Here is a 22317-nt window from a genome sequence, read left to right as displayed (position 1 = left end):
ACCTCAGAAGTGGATCACGCTGCGGATGCTCTTGCCTTCATGCATCAGGTCGAAGGCCTTGTTGATGTCTTCCAGGCCCATGGTGTGGGTGATGAAGGTATCCAGCGGGATCTCGCCCTTCTCGGACATTTCCACGTAGCTTGGCAGTTCGCTGCGGCCACGCACGCCACCGAACGCCGAACCACGCCATACACGGCCGGTGACCAGCTGGAACGGACGGGTGGCGATTTCCTGGCCGGCACCGGCCACGCCGATGATCACCGACTCGCCCCAGCCCTTGTGGCAGCACTCCAGCGCAGCACGCATCAGCTGCACGTTGCCGATGCACTCGAAGGAGAAGTCCACGCCGCCGTCGGTGAGGTCGACGATCACTTCCTGGATCGGGCGATCGTAGTCTTTCGGGTTGATGCAGTCGGTGGCACCCAGCTGGCGGGCGATTTCGAACTTGGCCGGGTTGATGTCGATGGCGATGATGCGCGAGGCCTTGGCCTTGACCGCACCGATCACCGCCGACAGGCCGATGCCGCCCAGGCCGAAGATGGCCACGGTGTCACCCGGCTTGACCTTGGCGGTGTTGAGCACCGCGCCGATACCGGTGGTGACGCCACAGCCCAGCAGGCAGACCTTTTCCAGTGGCGCTTCTTTCTGGATCTTGGCCACGGAGATTTCCGGCAGCACGGTGTACTCGGAGAAGGTCGAGGTACCCATGTAGTGGAACAGCTGCTGGCCCTTGTAGGAGAAGCGCGTGGTGCCGTCCGGCATCAGGCCCTTGCCCTGGGTGGCGCGGATGGCCTGGCACAGGTTGGTCTTGCCCGAGAGGCAGAACTTGCACTTGCCGCATTCCGGGGTGTACAGCGGGATGACGTGGTCACCGACGGCGACCGAGGTGACGCCCTCGCCTACTGCCTCGACGATCGCACCACCTTCGTGGCCGAGGATCGACGGGAAGATACCCTCCGGGTCGGCGCCGGACAGGGTGTAGGCGTCGGTGTGGCAGACACCGCTGGCGACCACGCGCAGCAGCACTTCACCGGCCTTGGGCATGGCCACGTCGACTTCGACGATTTCCAGGGGTTTCTTGGCCTCGAAGGCTACGGCAGCACGGGACTTGATCATCAAAGGTCTCCAGACAGAGGGTCGATTCAGTCTGGCAGTGTAATTCACCGCCATTTGATGAATAATCCGGGCAAAGACAAAACATTATTGCCATGCAGGGATAATCAATGAGCAGCCGCTGGGAAGGCATCGACGAATTCGTCGCCGTGGCCGAGTCGGGCCAGTTCACCGCGGCCGCCGAGCGCCTGGGGGTTTCCTCGTCGCACATCAGCCGGCAGATCGCCCGGCTGGAAGAACGGCTGCAGACGCGCCTGCTGTACCGCAGTACCCGGCGGGTGACCCTGAGCGAGGCCGGGCAGACATTCCTGCAGCACTGCCAGCGTCTGCAGGATGGCCGCGAGGAGGCCCTGCGCGCCATGGGCGACCTGGCGAGCGAACCCAAGGGGTTGCTGCGCATGACCTGCGCGGTGGCCTATGGCGAGCGCTTCATCGTACCGCTGGTGACGCGGTTCATGGCGCTTTACCCGCAGTTGCGGGTGGATGTGGAACTGAGCAACCACACCCTCGACCTGGTGCATGAAGGCATGGACCTGGCCATCCGCCTGGGCCGGCTGGCCGACTCGCGACTGGTGGCAACCCGCCTGGCGCCTCGGCGCATGTACCTGTGCGCCTCACCGGCCTACCTGGAACGTTACGGTCGGCCACACAGCCTGTCAGAACTGGCGCGGCACAATTGCCTGGTGGGCAGTTCTGACTTGTGGGCGCTGCTGCAGGACGGCCGCGAGATCAGCCAGCGCGTGCAGGGCAACTGGCGCTGCAACAGCGGGCAGGCGGTGCTGGACGCGGCGCTGCAGGGGATGGGGTTGTGCCAATTGCCGGATTACTACGTGCTGGAGCACCTGAACAGTGGCGCGCTGGTGTCGTTGCTGGAGGCGCACCAGCCGCCGAACACGGCGGTGTGGGCGCTGTATCCGCAGCAGCGGCACCTGTCGCCGAAGGTACGGCGGCTGGTGGATTACCTGAAGGAAGGGTTGGCGGGGTTGCCGGAGTATCGGCAAGGCTGAAGCGGCATGTTGGCTGTGCCGGCCTCTTCGCGGGTAAACCCGCTCCCACAGGTATCGCACATCCCTTCAGGTTTGCGCTGTACCTGTGGGAGCGGGTTTACCCGCGAAGAGGCCGGCACAGGAGCAAGAAATTCAGCGGCGCCCCGCCCAACGCTGGCGCAACCACTCCAGGTCTTCCGGCCGGGTCACCTTGATGTTGTCGCTGCGCCCCTCGACCAGCCGCGGCGCCTGGCCGGACCACTCGATGGCGGAGGACTCGTCGGTCACCGGCACATCCGACACCAGGCATTCGGCCAGCGCCCGATGCAAGGCCCCCAGGCGGAACATCTGCGGGGTATAGGCCTGCCAGATGGTGCTGCGGTCTACGGTAGCGCCCACCCGGCCATCGGCATTGGCCCGCTTGAGGGTATCGCGCGCCGGCACCGCCAGCAGGCCACCCACCGGGTCGCCCGCCAACTCCGACAACAGCTTGTCCAGATCGCTGCGCGCCAGGTTCGGTCGCGCGGCATCGTGCACCAGCACCCAGTCGCTGTCCGCTGCCCCTTGGGCATGCAGCATCAGCAAGGCATTGAGCACCGAGTCGGCACGCTCGCGGCCACCCGCCGCGCGCTGGATGCGCGAGTCGCTGGCACAACGCAGGCGAGGCCAATACGGGTCGTCTTCGGCAATGCTGACCACCACGCCCTTGAGCATCGGGTGGCCAAGAAAACAGTCGAGGCTGTGCTCGAGAATAGTCTGCCCGGCCAGCTCCAGGTACTGCTTGGGGCGGTCGGCAGCCATGCGGGCACCTACGCCCGCAGCAGGAATCACGGCCCAGAAGGCCGGTAACGTTTCGATCATTTTTGTGGCAACTGGAAGAGGGTTTCGCCCTCTTTGACCATTCCCAATTCGTGGCGAGCCCGCTCTTCAACGGTCTCCATGCCTTTTTTCAGTTCCAGCACTTCGGCATCGAGCACGCGGTTGCGCTCGAGCAAGCGCTCGTTTTCGGCATGCTGCTCGGCAATCTGCTGCTTCAGCTCGGTCACTTGCGCCAGGCTGCCATTACCCACCCACAGGCGGTATTGCAGGCCACCCAGCAGCAGGAGCAGGACGAGGAACAACCAATAGGGACTGCGCATCACGTTATCCAGGTTAAAAAGGCTGCCGGGTACTTTTTACTTCGGGGCCTTGAATAGCACGAAGCCTGGCCGAGGCCAGGCTTCGTCGACAGAAACCCGTTGGAATGTAGGAAAGATCAGTACGAACGTTCCTACAACTCCGGCTGCTGTCTTTTTACCATCTCTTGCTTAGCCGCGAAACTCGGCACGACCGCGGTAAACCGCTTTGGCACCCAGTTGCTCTTCGATGCGCAGCAGCTGGTTGTACTTGGAAACGCGGTCGGAACGGCACAGCGAGCCAGTCTTGATCTGGCCAGCAGCGGTACCCACGGCCAGGTCGGCAATGGTCGAGTCTTCGGTTTCACCGGAACGGTGCGAGATCACCGCGGTGTAGCCTGCAGCCTTGGCCATCTGGATGGCTTCCAGGGTTTCGGTCAGCGAGCCGATCTGGTTGAACTTGATCAGGATCGAGTTACCGATGCCCTTCTCGATGCCTTCCTTGAGGATCTTGGTGTTGGTCACGAACAGGTCGTCGCCAACCAGCTGCACCTTGGCGCCGATCTTGTCGGTGAGGATCTTCCAGCCAGCCCAGTCGGACTCGTCCAGGCCGTCTTCGATCGAGATGATCGGGAAGCGCTCGGTCAGGCCTTTCAGGTACTCGGCGAAGCCTTCGGCGTCGAACGACTTGCCTTCGCCGGACAGGTTGTACTTGCCGTCTTCGTAGAACTCGGAAGCCGCGCAGTCCAGGGCCAGGGTCACGTCGGTGCCCAGCTTGTAGCCGGCTTTTTCAACGGCTTCGGCGATGGCGCCCAGGGCGTCTTCGTTGGAAGCCAGGTTAGGGGCGAAACCACCTTCGTCACCAACAGCGGTGTTCAGGCCACGGGCCTTCAGCACGGCTTTGAGGTGGTGGAAGATTTCGGTACCCATGCGCAGGCCGTCGGAGAAGGTCTTGGCGCCAACCGGCTGAACCATGAACTCCTGGATGTCGACGTTGTTGTCGGCGTGCTCGCCACCGTTGATGATGTTCATCATCGGTACCGGCATCGAGTACTGGCCCGGGGTGCCGTTCAGGTTGGCGATGTGCGCGTACAGCGGCAGGTCCTGGTCCTGGGCAGCGGCCTTGGCGGCAGCCAGGGAAACGGCCAGGATGGCGTTGGCGCCCAGCTTGGCCTTGTTCTCGGTACCGTCCAGCTCGATCATGGCGCGATCCAGGGCCTTCTGGTCGGCAGGGTCCTTGCCCAGCAGCAGGTCACGGATCGGGCCGTTGATGTTGGCGACGGCCTTCAGCACGCCCTTGCCCAGGTAACGGCTCTTGTCGCCATCACGCAGCTCCAGCGCTTCGCGCGAGCCAGTGGAAGCACCGGACGGCGCGCAGGCGCTGCCGATGATGCCGTTGTCGAGCAGTACATCGGCTTCCACGGTGGGGTTGCCACGCGAATCGAGAACTTCACGACCTTTGATGTCGACGATTTTTGCCATTGTTGTAAGCACTCCAGAATTGACGAAAACAACTTAGCTTAGGAAATTCTTGCCGTTCACCGGGCGGACTTGCAGTGGGCAGGCCGGGTGAAGGGAACCCCTGACCGACTGGTCAGGGGTGGATCGGGCGGTACTTTACCCGAGAATTGAGCTTTACGCGGTTTCTACCGTCGGAAAACTTTTCACCAGGTCGTCCAGTTGCTTGAGCTGGGCCAGGAACGGCTCCAGTTTGTCCAGGCGCAGGGCGCATGGGCCATCGCACTTGGCGTTGTCCGGATCGGGGTGGGCTTCGAGGAACAGCCCCGCCAGGCCCTGGCTCATGCCGGCCTTGGCCAGGTCGGTGACCTGGGCGCGGCGACCACCGGCGGAATCGGCGCGACCACCCGGCATCTGCAGGGCATGGGTCACGTCGAAGAACACCGGGTACTCGAACTGCTTCATGATGCCGAAGCCGAGCATGTCCACCACCAGGTTGTTGTAGCCGAAGCTCGAACCACGCTCGCAGAGGATCAACTGGTCATTACCGGCCTCTTCGCACTTGGTCAGGATGTGTTTCATTTCCTGGGGTGCGAGGAACTGGGCCTTCTTGATGTTGATCACCGCGCCGGTCTTGGCCATGGCCACTACCAGGTCGGTCTGCCGCGACAGGAAGGCCGGCAGCTGGATGATGTCGCACACCTTGGCTACCGGCTCGGCCTGGTAAGGCTCGTGCACGTCGGTGATGACTGGCACATTGAAGGTGCGCTTGATCTCTTCGAAGATCTTCAGCCCTTCTTCCATGCCCGGGCCACGGTAGGACGCCACTGACGAACGGTTGGCCTTGTCGAAGCTGGCCTTGAACACGTACGGGATACCGAGCTTTTCGGTCACCCGCACGTACTCTTCGCAGACCTTCATTGCCAGGTCACGGGACTCCAGGACATTCATGCCGCCGAACAGGACGAACGGCTTGTCGTTGGCGATCTCGATGTTACCGACGCGAATGATCTTCTGGGTCATTGATCAGGCCTTGTCCTTCTGAGCCAGGGCTGCCTTGACGAAACCGCTGAACAGCGGGTGGCCGTCACGCGGGGTCGAGGTGAATTCCGGGTGGAACTGGCAAGCGACGAACCATGGGTGGTCCTTGGACTCGACCACTTCCACCAGCGCGCCGTCTTCGGAACGGCCGGAAACCACCAGGCCGGCATCGATCAGTTGCGGCAGCAGGTTGTTGTTCACTTCGTAGCGATGGCGGTGACGCTCGGTGATCACGTCCTTGCCGTAGCAATCGTGCACCTTGGAACCGGCCGCCAGCTGGCAGTCCTGTGCGCCCAGGCGCATGGTGCCACCCAGGTCGGAGGCTTCGCTGCGGGTTTCGACAGCACCGGTGGCATCGGCCCACTCGGTGATCAGGCCGACTACCGGGTGGCCGCTGTTGCGGTCGAACTCGGTGGAGTTGGCGTCTTTCCAGCCCATCACGTTACGGGCAAATTCGATCACGGCCACCTGCATGCCCAGGCAGATACCCAGGTACGGCACCTTGTTCTCACGGGCGTATTGCACCGCGGTGATCTTGCCTTCCACGCCGCGCAGGCCGAAACCGCCCGGCACCAGGATGGCATCGGCGCCTTCGAGCAGGCTGGTGCCCTGGTTCTCGATGTCTTCCGAGTCGATGTAGCGCAGGTTGACCTTGGTGCGGTTGGTGATACCGGCGTGGCTCATCGCTTCGATCAGCGACTTGTAAGCATCCAGCAGCTCCATGTACTTGCCGACCATGGCGATGGTCACTTCGTGCTCAGGGTTGAGCTTGGCATCGACCACCTTGTCCCACTCGGACAGATCGGCGCCGTTGCACTGCAGGCCGAAGCGCTCGACGACGAAGTCGTCCAGGCCCTGTGCGTGCAGCACGCCCGGGATCTTGTAGATGGTGTCGACGTCTTCCAGCGAAATCACCGCGCGCTCTTCAACGTTGGTGAACAGCGCGATCTTGCGACGCGACGAGGCATCGACCGGGTGGTCGGAGCGGCAGATCAGCACGTCAGGCTGCAGGCCGATGGAGCGCAGCTCCTTGACCGAGTGCTGGGTCGGCTTGGTCTTGGTCTCGCCAGCGGTGGCGATGTATGGGACCAGCGTCAGGTGCATCAGCATGGCGCGCTTGGAGCCCACTTCGACGCGCAGCTGGCGGATGGCCTCGAGGAACGGCTGCGACTCGATGTCCCCCACGGTACCGCCGATTTCCACCAGGGCCACGTCGGCATCGCCGGCGCCCTTGATGATGCGACGCTTGATTTCGTCGGTGATGTGCGGGATGACCTGGATGGTCGCGCCCAGGTAGTCACCACGACGCTCCTTGCGCAGTACGTGCTCGTAGATGCGGCCGGTGGTGAAGTTGTTGTTCTGGGTCATGGTGGTGCGGATGAACCGCTCGTAGTGGCCCAGGTCGAGGTCGGTCTCGGCGCCATCGTGGGTGACGAACACTTCACCGTGCTGGAACGGGCTCATGGTGCCCGGATCGACGTTGATGTACGGATCCAGCTTGAGCATGGTGACCTTCAGGCCCCGCGCTTCCAGGATGGCCGCCAGGGAAGCCGAGGCAATGCCTTTCCCCAATGAAGAAACAACACCGCCCGTGACGAATATGTAGCGCGTCATGAAAAACCCTAGAAGTCTGCGTTAAGGCGGCCAGCGCCGCCGGAGAAAGCGAAGGAAGGCCGAAGCCCCCGATCACCTGCGTCAATCACAGTGCATCTCGAAAAACTGCCGCGTCTGTACAGACCAGGGGTATCCCCGGCATGGAGCTCGCTCGTCATTTTCAGAATCAGCCCAGCAAAAAACTGCTTGGTAATCGGCAACCCCTGTGTTTTCGAGGAACCCACAGAAGCTGTATCAAGAAGGGAGGGTAGTCTACCCGAATGTACCCTTCAGCTCAAACCTTGCGCGTTCGTCGGTAACTGCCAATACAGCTGGCAATCCGCCTGCACCAGCCCGGGCAGGTTGGCCACCGCCAGCAGGCGCTCGCCCTGATACAGCAATGGCAGGCGCGGACGCAGGAAGAACGGCACCTGCAGCTCGTTGAGCAGGCGCTTGAGGTCGCGTCGGCCGCGGCCGGGGAGGTCCAGCACTTCACCGCCCTGGCGGTAGGCAATGCGCAGGCCGTCCAGCGGCACTGCGCCAGCAAGACGCACGCTGCCGTTGCCCGGTAACAGCAAAGGCTCGGCGGGATTGGCCCAGGCCAGTTCGCCGGCGGGCAACGGCAGCCAGTCGCCGCTCAACCACCAGATGCGCCCATGGCTGCGCAGCAGTTGCCCATCGGCAAGCTGCCAGACGGGCCGGGCATCGGCGGCGGCATCGCGCAGGTCCGCCCAGCCCGCCCAGTGCCGGGTGTCGGGCAGGCGGGTGCGCCGGCTCAGCCAGTGTTGCAGGGCATTGCGCTGACGGGCCGGCGACAGCGCCACCAGGGTAGCCAGGTCGAGGGAATCCAGCTCCGACCAGGCCACCGGTGCGCCCTCCTCGGCGAGCGCCAGATCCTCCTGGGCCAGTTCGTCCAGCAGGCCCAGGGCTTCGCCCAGGTGCTCGGCGGCGCGGGCGAAATTCTGGCTGGCTTGCGGCCAACGCTGCTGAAGTAGCGGAAACACTTCGCCACGCAGGTAGTTGCGGGCAAATTGTGTGTCGGCGTTTGACGGATCTTCGATCCAGGCCAGCCCTTTAGCCTGGGCGTAGTCCTGCAGTTGCTGGCGTGAACAGCCCAGCAATGGCCTGACCAGGCTGCCCTGCCCTAGCACCCGCTGCCCCGGCATTGCTGCCAGGCCACGCAGGCCGGCGCCGCGCAGCAGGCGGAACAGCAGGGTTTCGGCCTGGTCGTCGCGGTGCTGGCCAGTGAACAGGATGTCGCCTTGGCCGAGCGCTTGCCTGAAGGCAGCATAACGGGCGTCGCGGGCGGCCTGTTCGAGGCTGGCGCCGGGGGGGACCTGGACGTGGATGACCTGGAGTTCGATGCCGAGCTTGTCGCAGACGCTCTGGCAGTGGGCGGGCCAGGCGTCGGCAGCGCTTTGCAGGCCGTGGTGGACGTGGATGGCGCGCAGTGGAGGCGATGCGTGACTGCGGGCGTAATCGGCCAGCAGGTGCAGGAGTACGGTGGAGTCGAGGCCGCCGGAGAAGGCGATGTACCAGTTGGGGGCGTTGAGCCAAGGGGTGAGGTTGATCATCTAGCCCTCGCTCGATTCAAGAAAGCATTCGCGGGCACGCCCGCTCCTACAGGTATGGTGCAAGCCCCAAGGGCAGTGCAATTCCTGTGGGAGCGGGCGTGCCCGCGAACACCGGCAAAGCCGGTGCCATTCACCGCATCATCAAACGCCGTAGCTCATCAGGCGATCGTAACGACGGGCCAGCAGCGCGTCGTGGTCGAGCTTGGCGAGCATGTCCAGCTGCTGTACCAGGTCGGCACGAATGCTTTCCGACATCTTCGCCGGGTCACGGTGGGCGCCGCCCAGCGGCTCCTGGATGACCTTGTCGACGATGTTCAGGCTCTTCAGGCGCTCGGCAGTGATACCCATGGCCTCGGCCGCGTCAGCTGCCTTGTCGGCGGTCTTCCACAGGATCGAGGCGCAGCCTTCCGGCGAGATCACCGAGTAGGTGGAGTACTGCAGCATGTTCAACTGGTCGCACACACCGATGGCCAGCGCACCGCCGGAACCACCCTCACCGATCACGGTGGCGATGATCGGGGTTTTCAGACGCGCCATCACGCGCAGGTTCCAGGCGATGGCCTCGCTCTGGTTGCGCTCTTCGGCGTCGATGCCCGGGTAGGCGCCCGGGGTGTCGATGAAGGTCAGGATCGGCATCTTGAAGCGCTCGGCCATTTCCATCAGGCGGCAGGCCTTGCGGTAGCCTTCAGGGCGCGGCATGCCGAAGTTGCGGCGTACCTTCTCGCGCACTTCGCGGCCCTTCTGGTGGCCGATGACCATGACTGGCTTGCCATCCAGGCGCGCGGTACCACCAACGATGGCGGCATCGTCGGCGAAGTGGCGGTCACCGTGCAGTTCTTCGAACTCGGTGAAGATGTGCTCCAGGTAGTCCAGGGTGTAAGGACGACGCGGATGACGGGCCAGGCGGGCGATCTGCCAGCTGGTCAGGTTGCCGAAGATGCTTTCGGTCAGGGTGTTGCTCTTGTCTTGCAGACGGGCAATTTCATCGCTGATGTTCAGCGAGTTGTCGTTGCCTACCAGGCGCAGGCCTTCGATCTTGGCTTGCAGGTCGGCAATCGGCTGTTCGAAATCGAGAAAATTCGGGTTCATAGTCATCCGTCTTGGGTCTACGGCCAGGCGGCCGGCCGGTTGATCCGTTTGGCGCCATACCTTAAGGGATCAGGCGCATTCAGGTCGAGATTAAATTTTTTGTCGGTTCAACGATATTGCAGGAAGACGTTCTCACGCCCGAACTGGTCACGCAGCGCCTGAATCAGCCCATCGGCCGGGTCGATGGCCCATTGCTCACCGAACTGCAGCATGGCCTTGGCGTCGCTGCCGGTGTACTCGAGGGTGATCGGGCAAGCGCCGCGATGGCGGGTAATCAGCTCGCCCAGCCACTTCAGCCGGTCGCCCTTGAGCGCTTCGTGTGCCACCTTCAGGCGCAGGCTCTCGGCCAGCTTGGTGCGCGCGTCCTCCATGGTCATCACTTGTTTGACCCGCAGGCGCAGGCCACCGGAGAAGTCGTCGTTGCTGACCTCGCCTTCGACCACCACCATGGCATCGGTCTGCAGCAAGGACTGTGCCGCCATGAAGGCATCGGCAAACAGCGACGCCTCGATGCGCCCGGAGCGGTCATCGAGGGTGACGAAGCCCATCTTGTCGCCCTTCTTGTTCTTCATCACCCGCAGGGCAATGATCATGCCGGCGATGGTCTGGGTATCGCGTGACGGCTTGAGGTCGATAATGCGCTGGCGGGCGAAGCGGCGGATCTCGGTCTCGTACTCGTCGATCGGGTGGCCGGTGAGGTACAGGCCAAGGGTGTCCTTCTCGCCCTTCAGGCGTTCCTTGAGGGTCAGCTCGCGCACCTTGCGGTGGTTGGCGTAAACGTCGGCATCCACTTCGTCGAACATGCCGCCGAACAGGTCGACGTGGCCACTGTCAGCGGTATGCGCCGCCTGCTCGGCGGCCTTGATGGCCTCGCCCAGCGCCGACAGCAAGGTGGCACGGTTGAGGTCGATGTTGGCATGGTAGGCCTTGATCTCGTCATGGAAGTGCGGGCCCAGGCGGTCAAGCGCACCACTGCGGATCAGCGCGTCGAGGGTACGCTTGTTGACTCGCTTGAGGTCGATGCGTTCGCAGAAATCGAACAGGTCCTTGAACGGGCCGCCCTGGGCGCGAGCCTCGACGATCGCTTCCACCGGGCCCTCACCGACACCCTTGATCGCCCCCAGGCCATAGACGATGCGGCCGTCGTTGTTGACGGTGAACTTGAAGTCGGAGAAGTTCACGTCCGGCGCATCGAGGCGCAGCTTCATGCTGCGCACTTCCTCGACCAGCACCACCACCTTGTCGGTGTTGTGCATGTCCGCCGAGAGTACGGCGGCCATGAACGCCGCCGGGTGGTGGGTCTTCAGCCAGGCCGTCTGGTAAGACACCAGGCCATAGGCGGCGGAGTGGGATTTGTTGAAGCCGTAGCCGGCGAACTTTTCCACCAGGTCGAAGATGTTACCGGCCAGGTCCGCATCGATATTGTTGTTGGCACAACCTTCGATGAAACCACCACGTTGCTTGGCCATCTCCTCGGGCTTTTTCTTACCCATCGCACGGCGCAGCATGTCGGCGCCGCCGAGGGTGTAACCAGCCATCACCTGGGCAATCTGCATCACCTGTTCCTGGTACAGGATGATGCCGTAGGTGGGCGCCAGTACCGGCTTCAGGCCTTCGTACTGGTAGTCCGGGTGCGGGTACGCCAGCTCGGCGCGGCCGTGCTTGCGGTTGATGAAGTCGTCCACCATGCCCGACTGCAGCGGGCCCGGGCGGAACAGAGCCACCAGTGCGATCAGGTCTTCCAGGCAGTCGGGCTTGAGCTTCTTGATCAGCTCCTTCATGCCGCGCGATTCAAGCTGGAACACCGCCGTGGTTTCAGCCTTCTGCAACAACTCGTAGGTCTTGCGATCGTCCAGCGGGATGAAGTCGATGTTGACGTCGGGCAGGTTCTTCTTGGCCTGCTCGCGGTTGATGATCTCCATTGCCCACTTGATGATGGTCAGGGTCCGCAGGCCGAGGAAGTCGAACTTCACCAGGCCGGCGGCCTCGACGTCATCCTTGTCGAACTGGGTTACCAGGCCGCCGCCCTCTTCGTCACAGGCGATCGGCGAGAAGTCGGTGAGCTTGGTCGGGGCGATGACCACACCACCGGCGTGCTTGCCGGTACCGCGCGTCACGCCCTCGAGCTTCAGGGCCATGTCCCAGATTTCGCGGGCGTCTTCGTCGCCCTTGAGGAAGTCACGCAGGATTTCTTCCTGCTCGTAGGCCTTCTCCAGGGTCATGCCCACTTCGAACGGGATCATCTTCGACAGGCGGTCGGCCAAGCCATAGGACTTGCCCTGTACCCGCGCCACGTCTCGCACCACCGCCTTCGCCGCCATGGTACCGAAGGTGATGATCTGGCTGACCGCGTTACGGCCATAGGCTTCGGCCACGTAATCGATTACCCGGTCACGGCCATCCATGCAGAAGTCGACGTCGAAGTCGGGCATGGAAATACGTTCTGGGTTGAGGAAGCGCTCGAACAGCAGGTCGTAGGCCAGCGGGTCGAGGTCGGTGATCTTCAGCACGTAGGCCACCAGCGAGCCGGCACCCGACCCCCGGCCCGGGCCGACTGGCACGCCGTTATTCTTGGCCCACTTGATGAAGTCCATAACGATCAGGAAGTAACCGGGGAAGCCCATCTGGATGATGATGTCCAGCTCGAACTTCAGGCGGTCCAGGTAGACCTGGCGCTTCTCTTCGTAATTGGGCGTGGTCTCTTTCGGCCACAGCACCGCCAGGCGCTCTTCCAGGCCTTCGTGGGACACATGCCGCAGGTAGTCATCGATGCCCATGCCGTTGGGCGTGGGGAAGTCGGGCAGGAAGTACTTGCCCAACTGCACCTGGATGTTGCAGCGCTTGGCGATCTCGACGGTGTTGGCGATGGCGTCGGGCAGGTCACTGAACAGCTCGGTCATTTCCTCGGCCGACTTCAGGTACTGCTGGTCGCTGTACATCCTTGGCCGACGCGGGTCGTCGAGCGTCCAGCCCTCGCCGATGCACACGCGGGTTTCGTGGGCGTCGAAGTCCGACTGCTTGATGAATCGCACGTCGTTGGTCGCAACCAGCGGGGCGCCGAACTTGTCCGCCAGGGCCACGGCAGCGTGCACATATTCCTCGTCGCGGGCGCGGTTGGTGCGCTGCACTTCGACGTAGAACCGCTCGGGGAACATTGCCATCCAGTCCTGCAGCAGGGACTCGGCTTCATCGTCCTTGCCGGCCAGCAGGGCCATGCCGACGTCGCCTTCCTTGCCTGCGGACAGGGCGATCAGGCCCTCGCTGGCGGGGCCGATCCATTCACGCTGGAGGATTACCAGGCCGTTGCGCTGGCCGTCGGTCCAGCCACGCGAAATCAGCTCGGTGAGGTTGCGGTAGCCCTTGGGGTTCATGGCCAGGAAGCAGATACGCGACAACGGTGCTTCCGGGTCAGCTGCGGCCAGCCACAGGTCGGCGCCGCAGATCGGCTTGATGCCGGCGCCCATGGCAGTCTTGTAGAACTTCACCAGCGAGCACATGTTGCTCTGGTCGGTGATCGCCACCGCTGGCATGTTCATCCCGGCCAGCGCCTTGGCCAGCGGCTTGATCCGCACCAGGCCGTCGACCAGCGAGAATTCGGAGTGGACGCGCAGGTGAACGAAGGGAACCGACATGGAAGATCCTGTAGCAGTGCTGAACGACAAGGGCGGGATTGTAGCTTAAATGGGGATGGAATTTGGTCTGCTTCGCAGCCCTTCGCGGGCACGCCCGCTCCCACGGGGATATCATCACCCTCAGGAACGGCGCTGTACCTGTAGGAGCGGGCACGCCCGCGAAGGGCCGCAAAGCGGCCCCTTACGTCAGATCAGAGAATCGGTGACGCCTTCACGCGCGTCCCACGCAGCCCGCACCGGGGCAAAGGAACGCCGATGAATGGGCGTTGGCCCCAACCGTGCCAGCGCCTCAAGGTGCACCGGGGTCGGGTAGCCCTTGTGCCCGCCAATGCCATAACCCGGGTAGATCAGCTCGAATGCGCTCATCTCCCGGTCACGGGTCACCTTGGCCAGGATCGACGCCGCCGCGATGGCCGGCACCTGGCTATCGCCCTTGACCACCGGCGCCGCCGGTACGGCCAGTTTCGGGCAGCGGTTACCGTCGATCAGTGCCAGCTTCGGTGTAATGTGCAGGCCTTCCACTGCGCGCTGCATGGCCAGCATGGTGGCCTGCAGGATGTTCAGGCGGTCGATTTCCTCGACCTCGGCGCGGGCGATGCAGAAGCTCAGGGCCTTTTCGCAGATCTCATCGTAAAGCGCCTCGCGCTTGGCTTCGGTGAGCTTCTTCGAATCGTTCAGGCCAAGGATCGGGCGGGCCGGGTCGAGAATCACCGCCGCGGTCACCACCGCGCCGCACAGCGGGCCACGGCCCACCTCGTCAACGCCGGCGACCAGGTCTTCGACCAGGTTGAAGTCCAGTCCAATTTGCATGTCAGCGGTCCTTGAGCAGGGCCAGTACCGCCTCGGCCGCCTGGTTGGAGGCGTCACGGCGCAGGGTGCGGTGAATTTCGTCGAAACGTTCGGTCTGTTGGCTGCCATCGGCTACCAGCGGCGCAAGGGTGTTGGCCAGGGCTTCGCTGGTAGCGTCGTCCTGCAGCAGCTCGGGTACCAGCACGCGCTGGGCCAGCAGGTTCGGCAACGACACGTAAGGGCTCTTTACCAGGCGCTTGAGGATCCAGTAGGTCAGCGGTGCCAGGCGATAGGCCACCACCATCGGCCGCTTGTACAGCAGCGCTTCCAGGGTGGCCGTACCCGAGGCGATCAGCACGGCGTCACAGGCCGCCAGGGCCCGGTGCGACTGGCCATCGAGCAGGGTCAGCGGCAGTTCGCGCCCTTCAAGCATCTGTTCGATCTGGGCACGCCGCGCGGCATTGGCGCAAGGCAGCACGAAACGCACGCCCGGTACCTGCTGGCGCAGCCGTTCGGCGGTATCCAGGAACAGCGCCCCCAGGCGCCCTACTTCGCCGCCCCGGCTACCCGGCATCAACGCGACTACCGGCCCTTCGCCCAGGCCCAGCGCGGCACGCGCCGCGGGGCGGTCGGCTTCGAGCGGGATGGTATCGGCCAACGGGTGGCCGACAAAGCGCACCGGCACACCCTGCTCTTCATAGAACCGTGCCTCGAATGGCAACAGCGTCAGCATCAGGTCGCAGCCTTCGCGAATCTTCAGCACGCGCTTCTGCCGCCAGGCCCAGACCGACGGGCTGACATAGTGCACGGTCTTGATCCCGGCCTGACGCAGCTTCAGTTCGATGTTGAGGGTGAAATCGGGCGCATCGATGCCGATGAACACATCAGGCTTTTCGCCGATCAGGGTCTCGATCAGCAGCTTGCGGCGCTTGAGCAGTTCGCGCAGGCGCCCCAGCACTTCGACCAGGCCCATGACGGCCAGGCGCTCCATGGGGAAATAGGATTGCAGCCCTTCGGCCTCCATCAAGGGGCCGCCAACGCCGATGAACCGTACGTCGGGGTGGCGTGCCTTGAGGGCACGCATCAAGCCTGAACCGAGAATGTCGCCGCTGGCCTCACCTGCGACCAAGGCTACGCAAAGCTGGGCCATGTCAGCGGGTGATGCCGCGTGCGGAGTTCACGATCGACTGACGGAACAGGTCGACCTCAGGGTGCTTCGCAGCCAGTTCGTCCAGTTCCTTGAGCGCGTCTTCGACGGTCAGGCCCTGGCGATAGACGATCTTGTAGCAACGGCGCAGCACGTGGATCACCTCGTCGCTGAAACCCCGGCGGCGCATGCCTTCGAAGTTCATGCTGCGGGCTTCGGCCGGGCTGCCGAACACGGTGACAAAAGCCGGGACGTCCTTGCCGATCGCCGTGCCCATGCCCGAAAACGCGTGGGCACCGATATGGCAGTACTGGTGCACCAGGGTGTAGCCGGACAGGATCGCCCAGTCGCCCACATGCACATGGCCGGCCAGGGCCGTGTTGTTGACCAGGATGCAGTGGTTGCCGATGACGCTATCGTGGCCGATGTGGGCATAGGCCATGATCAGGTTGTGGTCGCCCACGGTGGTTTCCGAGCGATCCTGGACGGTGCCGCGGTGAATGGTCACCCCTTCGCGGATCACATTGTGGTCACCGATCACCAGGCGCGTCGGCTCACCCTTGTACTTGAGGTCCGGAGTGTCTTCGCCGATCGAGGAAAACTGAAAGATACGGTTGTGCCTGCCGATGCGGGTCGGCCCTTTGAGCACAACATGCGGGCCGATAACGGTGCCCTCCCCGATTTCCACATCGGGGCCAACGATCGACCAGGGGCCGACCTCGACACCGTCGGCCAGCTTGGCCGAGGGGTCGATAATGGCCCGAGGATCAATCGAATTCATAGGGAGCGTTCCGCACAGGTGATTTCCGCCGAGCAAACCGGCTTGCCGTCGACCAGGGCGCGGCACTCGAATTTCCAGATCATGCTCTTGCGGCTGAGGAACTTGGCTTCCAGCACCAACTGGTCACCTGGCAGTACCGGCTGACGGAAACGCAGCTTGTCGGAGCCGACGAAGTAGTACAGGGTGCCATCGGCCGGCTTGGCGTCAAGCATCTTGAAACCGAGGATACCGGCGGCCTGGGCCATGGCTTCGATGATCAGAACGCCCGGCATGATCGGGTGCGCCGGGAAGTGGCCATTGAAGAACGGCTCGTTGATGCTGACATTCTTGTAGGCACGAATGCTCTGGGCCTCGTAGTCCAGATCCGTCACGCGGTCCACCAGCAGGAACGGGTAACGGTGAGGCAGGTATTCGCGAATCTCGTTGATGTCCATCATTTCGGGGGGGAAGCCTGTAATAAGAATAGGGAGCGCAGGTGCTGACCACACGCTCCTTTTGCAGTCCAAAGAGGAGCCAGATAGCGACTGTTCACTCTTGCTCAGGGAATGGTATCAGCCTTCTGATGCCGGCTGGCCACCTGAGGTCACGGTATCGACGCGTTTTTCCAGCTGCTGGAGACGCTTGGCCATGTCGTCCAGGTGGCGGATACGCGCGGCGCTCTTGCGCCATTCAGCCAGTGGCTGCATGGCAGTGCCGGAAGAATAGGCACCCGGTTCGGTGATCGAACGGGTCACCATGGTCATGCCGGACACGAAAACGTTATCACAGACATCGATATGACCCACCATGCCGACACCGCCGGCAATGGTGCAATGCTTGCCGATGCGCGTGCTGCCGGAAATCCCGACGCAGGCGGCCATGGCCGTGTGCTCACCGATCTGCACGTTGTGGGCGATCTGGATCTGGTTGTCGAGCTTGACCCCGTCAGCGATCCGCGTGTCCGACAGCGCACCACGATCGACCGCGGTGTTGACGCCGATTTCCACGTCGTCGCCGATGGTCACACCACCGATCTGGGCGATCTTGCGCCACACGCCCTTCTCGTTGGCAAAGCCGAAGCCTTCACCGCCGATCACCGCACCCGACTGGATGACCACACGCTTGCCGATGGTCACATCATGGTACAGGGTGACCCGTGGAGCCAGCCAGCCACCCTCACCGATCACGCAACGGGCACCGACCACGCAGTGTGCCCCCACGCTGACATTGGCCGCGATGCGCGCACCGCTTTCGATGACCGCGAACGGCCCGATGCTGGCACTGGCGTCCACCTGCGCGTCCACGGCCACCACGGCGCTGGGATGAATACCCGCCACAGCCTTGGGTTTGGGGTCGAACAGGTGGGAAATGCGCGCATAGGCCAGGTACGGATCGGCGACGATCAGCGCATTGCCGGCAAAGCCATCGGCGTCCGCCGCCTTCAGCAGCACCGCGGCCGCCTGGCTGCTATCCAGGAATTTGCGGTACTGCGGGTTGGCGAGGAAGCTCAACTGACCGGGGCCAGCCTCCTGCAAGGTGGCCAGCCCGGTAATCTGCAGCGCCTCGGGCCCCTTGAGGGTGGCGCCGAGGGCCTCGGCCAACTGGCCTAGCGTCATGGTCACGGTCATATCAACGGGCTTGGTTCATGCGCTCGATGACCTGGCGGGTGATGTCGTACTGAGGCTTGACATCGATGACCGCACCACGCTCGAGGACCAGGTCGTAACCACCTTTCTTGATCACTTCCTCGACAGCGCCATCCAGCTTCGGCTTCAACTGCTTGAGCATGTCGCGGTCGGCAACGGCCTTGGCTTCGTTCAGTTCCTTGGACTGGAACTGGAAGTCACGAGCCTTCTGCTTGAACTCGAGCTCCAGGCGCTCACGCTCCTGCTGCTGCATCTTGTCGCCGCCCTTGATCAGACGGTCCTGGATGCCCTTGGCGCTGCTTTCCAGGCTTTTCAGCTTGGTCAGTTGCGGACCGAACTTCTTCTCGGCATCTACCGCGTATTTCTTGGCGGCATCCGATTCCAGCAGGGCCATCTGATAGTTCAGGACGGCAACCTTCATTTCGGCGAAAGCCGGGGTGGCGACCAGCGCCGCGGCCACTACGGCCAGTTGGGTCAACTTACGCACGATGAACTCCTGGATAAACCGTTGTCATTAAGCGAGGGCCGACCTCAGAAGGTCTGGCCCAGAGAGAATTGGAACACCTGGGTGTCGGCATCGTCCGGCTTCTTGACCGGCATTGCCAGGCTGAAGCTCAGCGGGCCCAGTGCGGTAATCCAGGTCACGCCCAGGCCGACCGAACTGGCCATGCCCGAGAAACCGACCTTCTCGCAATCAGGCTGGTTGCCGCAATTGGTGTCGAACACGTTACCCACGTCCCAGAACACGGAGGTGCGCAGCGAACGCTGGTCCTTGACGAACGGCAGCGGGAACAGCAACTCGACACCGCCCTGTACCAGCACGTTGCCACCAAACGGCAACGGATCCTGATCCGGGTCGCGAAGAGTGCCCGGCCGAGTACCGTCGCTCGGCGTACTGCGTGGGCCCAGGCTGCTGTCCTTGAATCCACGGACCGAGTTGAAGCCACCCGCGAAGTAGTTCTCGTAGAACGGCAGGCCCGAGGTGCTGCCATAGCCATCACCATAGCCCAGCTCGGTGTGCAGACGCAGGGTATAGTCATTGGTGATCGGCTTGAACAGCTGGCCACGGTAGTCGAGCTTGTAGAACGACAGGTCGCTGCCCGGAATGGTCGATTCCAGGGTCAGACTTTGCGAGTGGCCACGGGTGGCCAGCACACCTTTGTTCAGGGTCGATTCGGACCAGCCGATCGAGGCCTTGAAGTTCAGGAAGTTATCGCCTTCCTGCTCCAGGAAGTCGAAGATCTCGTCAACGGTGTACTTGCCGGTCTTGATCTTGTCCTGCTGTACGCTCAGGCCATAGGTCAGGCGCGAGGTCTCGCTGATCGGGTAGCCCAGGCTGACGCCGGCACCGTAGCTGTCCACCGCGTAGCTGGCCACGTCGACGTCAAGGTCGTCGTAGTCGGTGCTGCGATAGAAGGCGTTGTAGCCCAGGCTCACGCCATCGGCAGTGAAGTAGGGGTCAACAAAACCGAAGTTGTAACGGGTCTGGTATTCCGAACGGGTCAGGCCGATGGACACCTTGTTACCGGTACCGAGGAAGTTGCTCTGGCTGATCGAACCACCGAGGATCAGGCCGGCGCTCTGGGCGAAACCGACGCTGGCGGTGATCGAGCCGGAGGCCTGCTCTTCGACGCTGTAGTTGACGTCGACCTGGTCGTCGGTGCCCGGCACCGGCGGGGTCTCGACGTTGACTTCCTTGAAGAAGCCCAGGCGCTCCAGACGAGTCTTGGACTGGTCGATCAGGTAGGTCGAAGCCCAGCCACCTTCCATCTGGCGCATTTCGCGACGCAGCACTTCGTCTTCGGTCTTGGTATTGCCGCGATAGTTGATGCGGTTGACGTAGGCACGCTTGCCCGGGTCGACCACGAACATGATGTCGACGGTGTGGTCTTCATCGTTCGGCTGCGGCACGCCGTTGACGTTGGCGAAGGTGTAGCCTTCGTTACCCAGGCGACGGGTGATCAGCTCGGAGGTGGTGGTCATCACCTTGCGCGAGAACACCTGGCCAGGCTGCACCAGCAGCAGCGACTTGACCTGGTCTTCCGGCACTTTCAAATCACCGGACAGCTTCACGTCGCGGACGGTGTACTTCTCGCCTTCGTTGATGTTGACGGTGATGTAGACGTGTTTCTTGTCTGGCGTGATGGACACCTGGGTGGAAGCGATGTCCATGTTGATGTAGCCGCGGTCCAGGTAGTAGGAACGCAGACGTTCCAGGTCACCGGAGAGCTTTTCGCGGGCGTACTTGTCGTCGTTCTTGAAGAACGACAGCCAGTTGGTGGTCTTCAGCTCGAACAGCTGCGCCAGGGTCTCGTCGTCAAACACGTTGTTGCCAACGATGTTGATATGCTGGATGGCGGCGACGGTACCTTCGTTGATCTTGATCTTCAGCGCCACGCGGTTGCGCGGCTGCGGCACCACTTCGGCGTCGACTTCAGCCGAGTAGCGGCCCTGGGCCACGTACTGGCGCTGCAGCTCGTTACGCACACCTTCGAGGGTGGCACGCTGGAAGATCTCGCCTTCGGCCAGGCCAGATTGCTTCAGGCCCTTCATCAGGTCTTCGGTGCTGATCGCCTTGTTGCCTTCGATCTCGATGCTCGACACCGACGGGCGCTCGACCACGTTGATGATCAGCACATTGCCATCGCGGTTCAGCTGGATGTCCTGGAAGAAGCCAGTCTTGAACAGGGAACGGGTCGACTCCACCAGGCGGCGGTCATCGGCCTGGTCGCCGACGTTCAGCGGCAAGGCACCGAAGACGCTGCCGGCGGAAACCCGCTGCAGGCCGTTGACGCGGATATCGGAGATGGTGAAGGACTCGGCGTGAACTTCAGCGATCATCAGTGCGGACATGACCGCAGTTAGCAGCAGACGTTTCATGAAGTCCTTTTATTCCAACTGGCAATAAACAGCCCGCCGCGACAAGACGGCAGGTTTCGCAATTGAGCGAAGCTTTATAGTCGACCCAGATCGTTGATCAGGGCGAGCAACATCACCCCTATGACCAAACTGATACCGATCTGGACCCCCCAACCTTGCACCCGATCCGACAGCGGACGACCGCGCGCCCACTCGACCAGGTAAAACAGCAAATGCCCCCCATCCAGAACCGGGATGGGCAGCAGGTTAAGAACCCCCAGGCTTATGCTCAGGTAGGCCAGGAAATTCAGGAAATCCCCCACGCCGGACTGGGCTGAAGCGCCCGCCACTTTAGCAATGGTTATCGGTCCGCTCAAGTTTTTTACCGAGAGCTCCCCGAACAGCATTTTCTTCAGCGATTCAAGGGTCAGGACGCTCATGTTCCAGGTGCGTGACAGCCCCTCACCCACCGCATCCAGCGGGCCGTAGCTGACTTCGCGGAGCATGCTGGCAGGCCATTCGCCACCTTTTACCCCGGCACCCAGATAGCCGCTGGCAGCCTTGCCCTCGCCCTTGCGCGCCAGGGTGACCGGCACATCCAGCGCAGCACCATCGCGCTCGACACGTACCACTACCTTGGCTTGCGGGCGGGCCCGCACGGCATCGACCACCTGCTGCCATTCGTTCACGGCCACGCCATCGAGGGCCAGCAGCTTGTCACCGGTTTTCAGGCCCGCAGCGGCAGCCGGGCCCTTCGGATCGATCTCGGCCAACACCGGCACGATCGCCGGGCGCCAAGGCTGCAGCCCAAGCGACTGGATCGGGTCCGGCTCGTCGGCCCCCTTGAGCCAGCTGTCCAGCTTCACCTGCAGTTGGCGCTCGGCACTGGCACCCTCTTCACGCACGCCAACCTGCAAGGTGCCGCTCTCGCCCAGACGGCGGACCAGCTGCAGATTGACCGCGGACCAACCGTTGGTCGGCTTGCCGTCGATGGAGACGATTTCCTGACCTGCGGTCAGGCCTGCAGATGCTGCCAGGCTGCCAGCCTCGACTGCACCGATCACCGGGCGGACCTGCTGGGTACCCAGCATCGCCAGCACCCAGAAGAACAGAATGGCCAGCAGGAAGTTGGCAACCGGGCCCGCCGCGACGATCGCGATACGCTGGCGCACGGACTTGCGGTTGAACGACTGGCCGACCAGCGCCGACGGCACGTCGCCCTCGCGCTCGTCGAGCATCTTGACGTAACCACCCAGCGGGATCGCCGCGATCACGAATTCGGTGCCATGGCGGTCATGCCAGCGCAGCAGCGGCGTACCGAAGCCCACCGAGAAGCGCAGCACCTTGACACCGCAGCGGCGCGCCACCCAGAAGTGGCCGAACTCATGGAAAGTGACCAGCACACCCAGGGCTACGAGGGTGCCGATAATCATGTAGAGCGCTGTCATATCCATCTCCGAATGATGTTCAGCGGGCTGGCATCATGCCCAGCCCCCTCGTGAACCGTGGCGGGCC

Annotated in this window: 18 protein-coding genes; 1 reads left to right on the top strand and 17 read right to left on the bottom strand. The window is 62.9% G+C overall.

What is annotated here, in order from left to right; translation table 11 throughout:
• Positions 1-3: 3 nt before the first annotated feature.
• Positions 4-1116, bottom strand: coding sequence for an S-(hydroxymethyl)glutathione dehydrogenase/class III alcohol dehydrogenase (locus A4C63_RS03530; RefSeq protein ID WP_016712915.1), 1113 nt, complete (start codon positions 1114-1116; stop codon positions 4-6).
• A 107-nt stretch (positions 1117-1223) separates the two neighbouring features.
• Between A4C63_RS03530 and A4C63_RS03525 the strand changes: the two genes are divergently transcribed.
• The gene (locus A4C63_RS03525; protein ID WP_063911522.1) at positions 1224-2120 is read left to right on the top strand and encodes a LysR substrate-binding domain-containing protein; all 897 of its coding nucleotides are present in this window, start codon (positions 1224-1226) and stop codon (positions 2118-2120) included.
• A gap of 132 nt (positions 2121-2252) precedes the next feature.
• Here A4C63_RS03525 and ispD read toward each other — a convergent pair whose 3' ends face one another.
• From ispD to rseP, 16 genes are all read right to left on the bottom strand, one after another.
• On the bottom strand, positions 2253-2960 hold the full coding sequence (ispD, locus tag A4C63_RS03520; protein WP_063911521.1) for a 2-C-methyl-D-erythritol 4-phosphate cytidylyltransferase: 708 nt from the start codon (positions 2958-2960) through the stop codon (positions 2253-2255).
• A complete protein-coding gene (ftsB, locus tag A4C63_RS03515) occupies positions 2957-3238 on the bottom strand; it encodes a cell division protein FtsB (protein WP_004375443.1) in 282 nt (93 codons plus the stop codon). Before ftsB ends, ispD begins: the two co-directional genes overlap by 4 nt.
• A 168-nt stretch (positions 3239-3406) precedes the next feature.
• Positions 3407-4696 (bottom strand): phosphopyruvate hydratase, encoded by a 1290-nt coding sequence (eno, locus tag A4C63_RS03510; protein WP_013971266.1) that lies wholly within the window; start codon positions 4694-4696, stop codon positions 3407-3409.
• A gap of 153 nt (positions 4697-4849) precedes the next feature.
• Complete coding sequence (gene kdsA, locus A4C63_RS03505; RefSeq protein WP_063911520.1) at positions 4850-5695, bottom strand: 3-deoxy-8-phosphooctulonate synthase; 846 nt, start codon at positions 5693-5695, stop codon at positions 4850-4852.
• A gap of 3 nt (positions 5696-5698) precedes the next feature.
• On the bottom strand, positions 5699-7327 hold the full coding sequence (locus tag A4C63_RS03500; protein WP_063911519.1) for a CTP synthase: 1629 nt from the start codon (positions 7325-7327) through the stop codon (positions 5699-5701).
• A gap of 269 nt (positions 7328-7596) precedes the next feature.
• Positions 7597-8880 carry a tRNA lysidine(34) synthetase TilS gene (gene tilS / locus A4C63_RS03495; protein WP_063911518.1) on the bottom strand — a complete coding sequence of 428 codons (1284 nt, stop codon included), beginning with the start codon at positions 8878-8880 and terminating at the stop codon, positions 7597-7599.
• 141 nt (positions 8881-9021) lie between these two features.
• Entirely contained in the window at positions 9022-9969 is a 948-nt protein-coding gene (gene accA, locus A4C63_RS03490) for an acetyl-CoA carboxylase carboxyl transferase subunit alpha (RefSeq protein ID WP_063911517.1), read from the bottom strand.
• A 107-nt stretch (positions 9970-10076) separates the two neighbouring features.
• A complete protein-coding gene (dnaE, locus tag A4C63_RS03485; RefSeq protein ID WP_063911516.1) occupies positions 10077-13601 on the bottom strand; it encodes a DNA polymerase III subunit alpha in 3525 nt (1174 codons plus the stop codon).
• A 186-nt stretch (positions 13602-13787) separates the two neighbouring features.
• On the bottom strand, positions 13788-14411 hold the full coding sequence (gene rnhB, locus A4C63_RS03480; protein ID WP_063911515.1) for a ribonuclease HII: 624 nt from the start codon (positions 14409-14411) through the stop codon (positions 13788-13790).
• A gap of 1 nt (position 14412) precedes the next feature.
• The gene (gene lpxB / locus A4C63_RS03475) at positions 14413-15540 is read right to left on the bottom strand and encodes a lipid-A-disaccharide synthase (RefSeq protein ID WP_063911514.1); all 1128 of its coding nucleotides are present in this window, start codon (positions 15538-15540) and stop codon (positions 14413-14415) included.
• Position 15541: 1 nt separating this feature from the next.
• Complete coding sequence (lpxA, locus tag A4C63_RS03470; RefSeq protein WP_063911513.1) at positions 15542-16318, bottom strand: acyl-ACP--UDP-N-acetylglucosamine O-acyltransferase; 777 nt, start codon at positions 16316-16318, stop codon at positions 15542-15544.
• Positions 16315-16755, bottom strand: coding sequence for a 3-hydroxyacyl-ACP dehydratase FabZ (gene fabZ / locus A4C63_RS03465; protein WP_028634990.1), 441 nt, complete (start codon positions 16753-16755; stop codon positions 16315-16317). Before fabZ ends, lpxA begins: the two co-directional genes overlap by 4 nt.
• Positions 16756-16869: 114 nt before the next feature.
• Positions 16870-17925 carry a UDP-3-O-(3-hydroxymyristoyl)glucosamine N-acyltransferase gene (lpxD, locus tag A4C63_RS03460; protein WP_063911512.1) on the bottom strand — a complete coding sequence of 352 codons (1056 nt, stop codon included), beginning with the start codon at positions 17923-17925 and terminating at the stop codon, positions 16870-16872.
• Position 17926: 1 nt separating this feature from the next.
• Positions 17927-18430, bottom strand: a complete 504-nt coding sequence (locus tag A4C63_RS03455) for an OmpH family outer membrane protein (protein WP_015269197.1) — start codon at positions 18428-18430, stop codon at positions 17927-17929.
• A 44-nt stretch (positions 18431-18474) separates the two neighbouring features.
• A complete protein-coding gene (bamA, locus tag A4C63_RS03450) occupies positions 18475-20823 on the bottom strand; it encodes an outer membrane protein assembly factor BamA (RefSeq protein WP_063911511.1) in 2349 nt (782 codons plus the stop codon).
• Between the two features lie 74 nt (positions 20824-20897).
• Positions 20898-22250: an RIP metalloprotease RseP gene (gene rseP, locus A4C63_RS03445; protein WP_063911510.1), complete on the bottom strand. Its 1353-nt coding sequence runs from the start codon at positions 22248-22250 to the stop codon at positions 20898-20900.
• Positions 22251-22317: the final 67 nt, after the last annotated feature.

The sequence above is a fragment of the Pseudomonas sp. p21 genome (assembly GCF_001642705.1).
Lineage (GTDB): Bacteria > Pseudomonadota > Gammaproteobacteria > Pseudomonadales > Pseudomonadaceae > Aquipseudomonas.
Note: the sequence above shows the minus strand (reverse complement) of the source record. Positions and strands in the feature narration are given on the sequence as shown.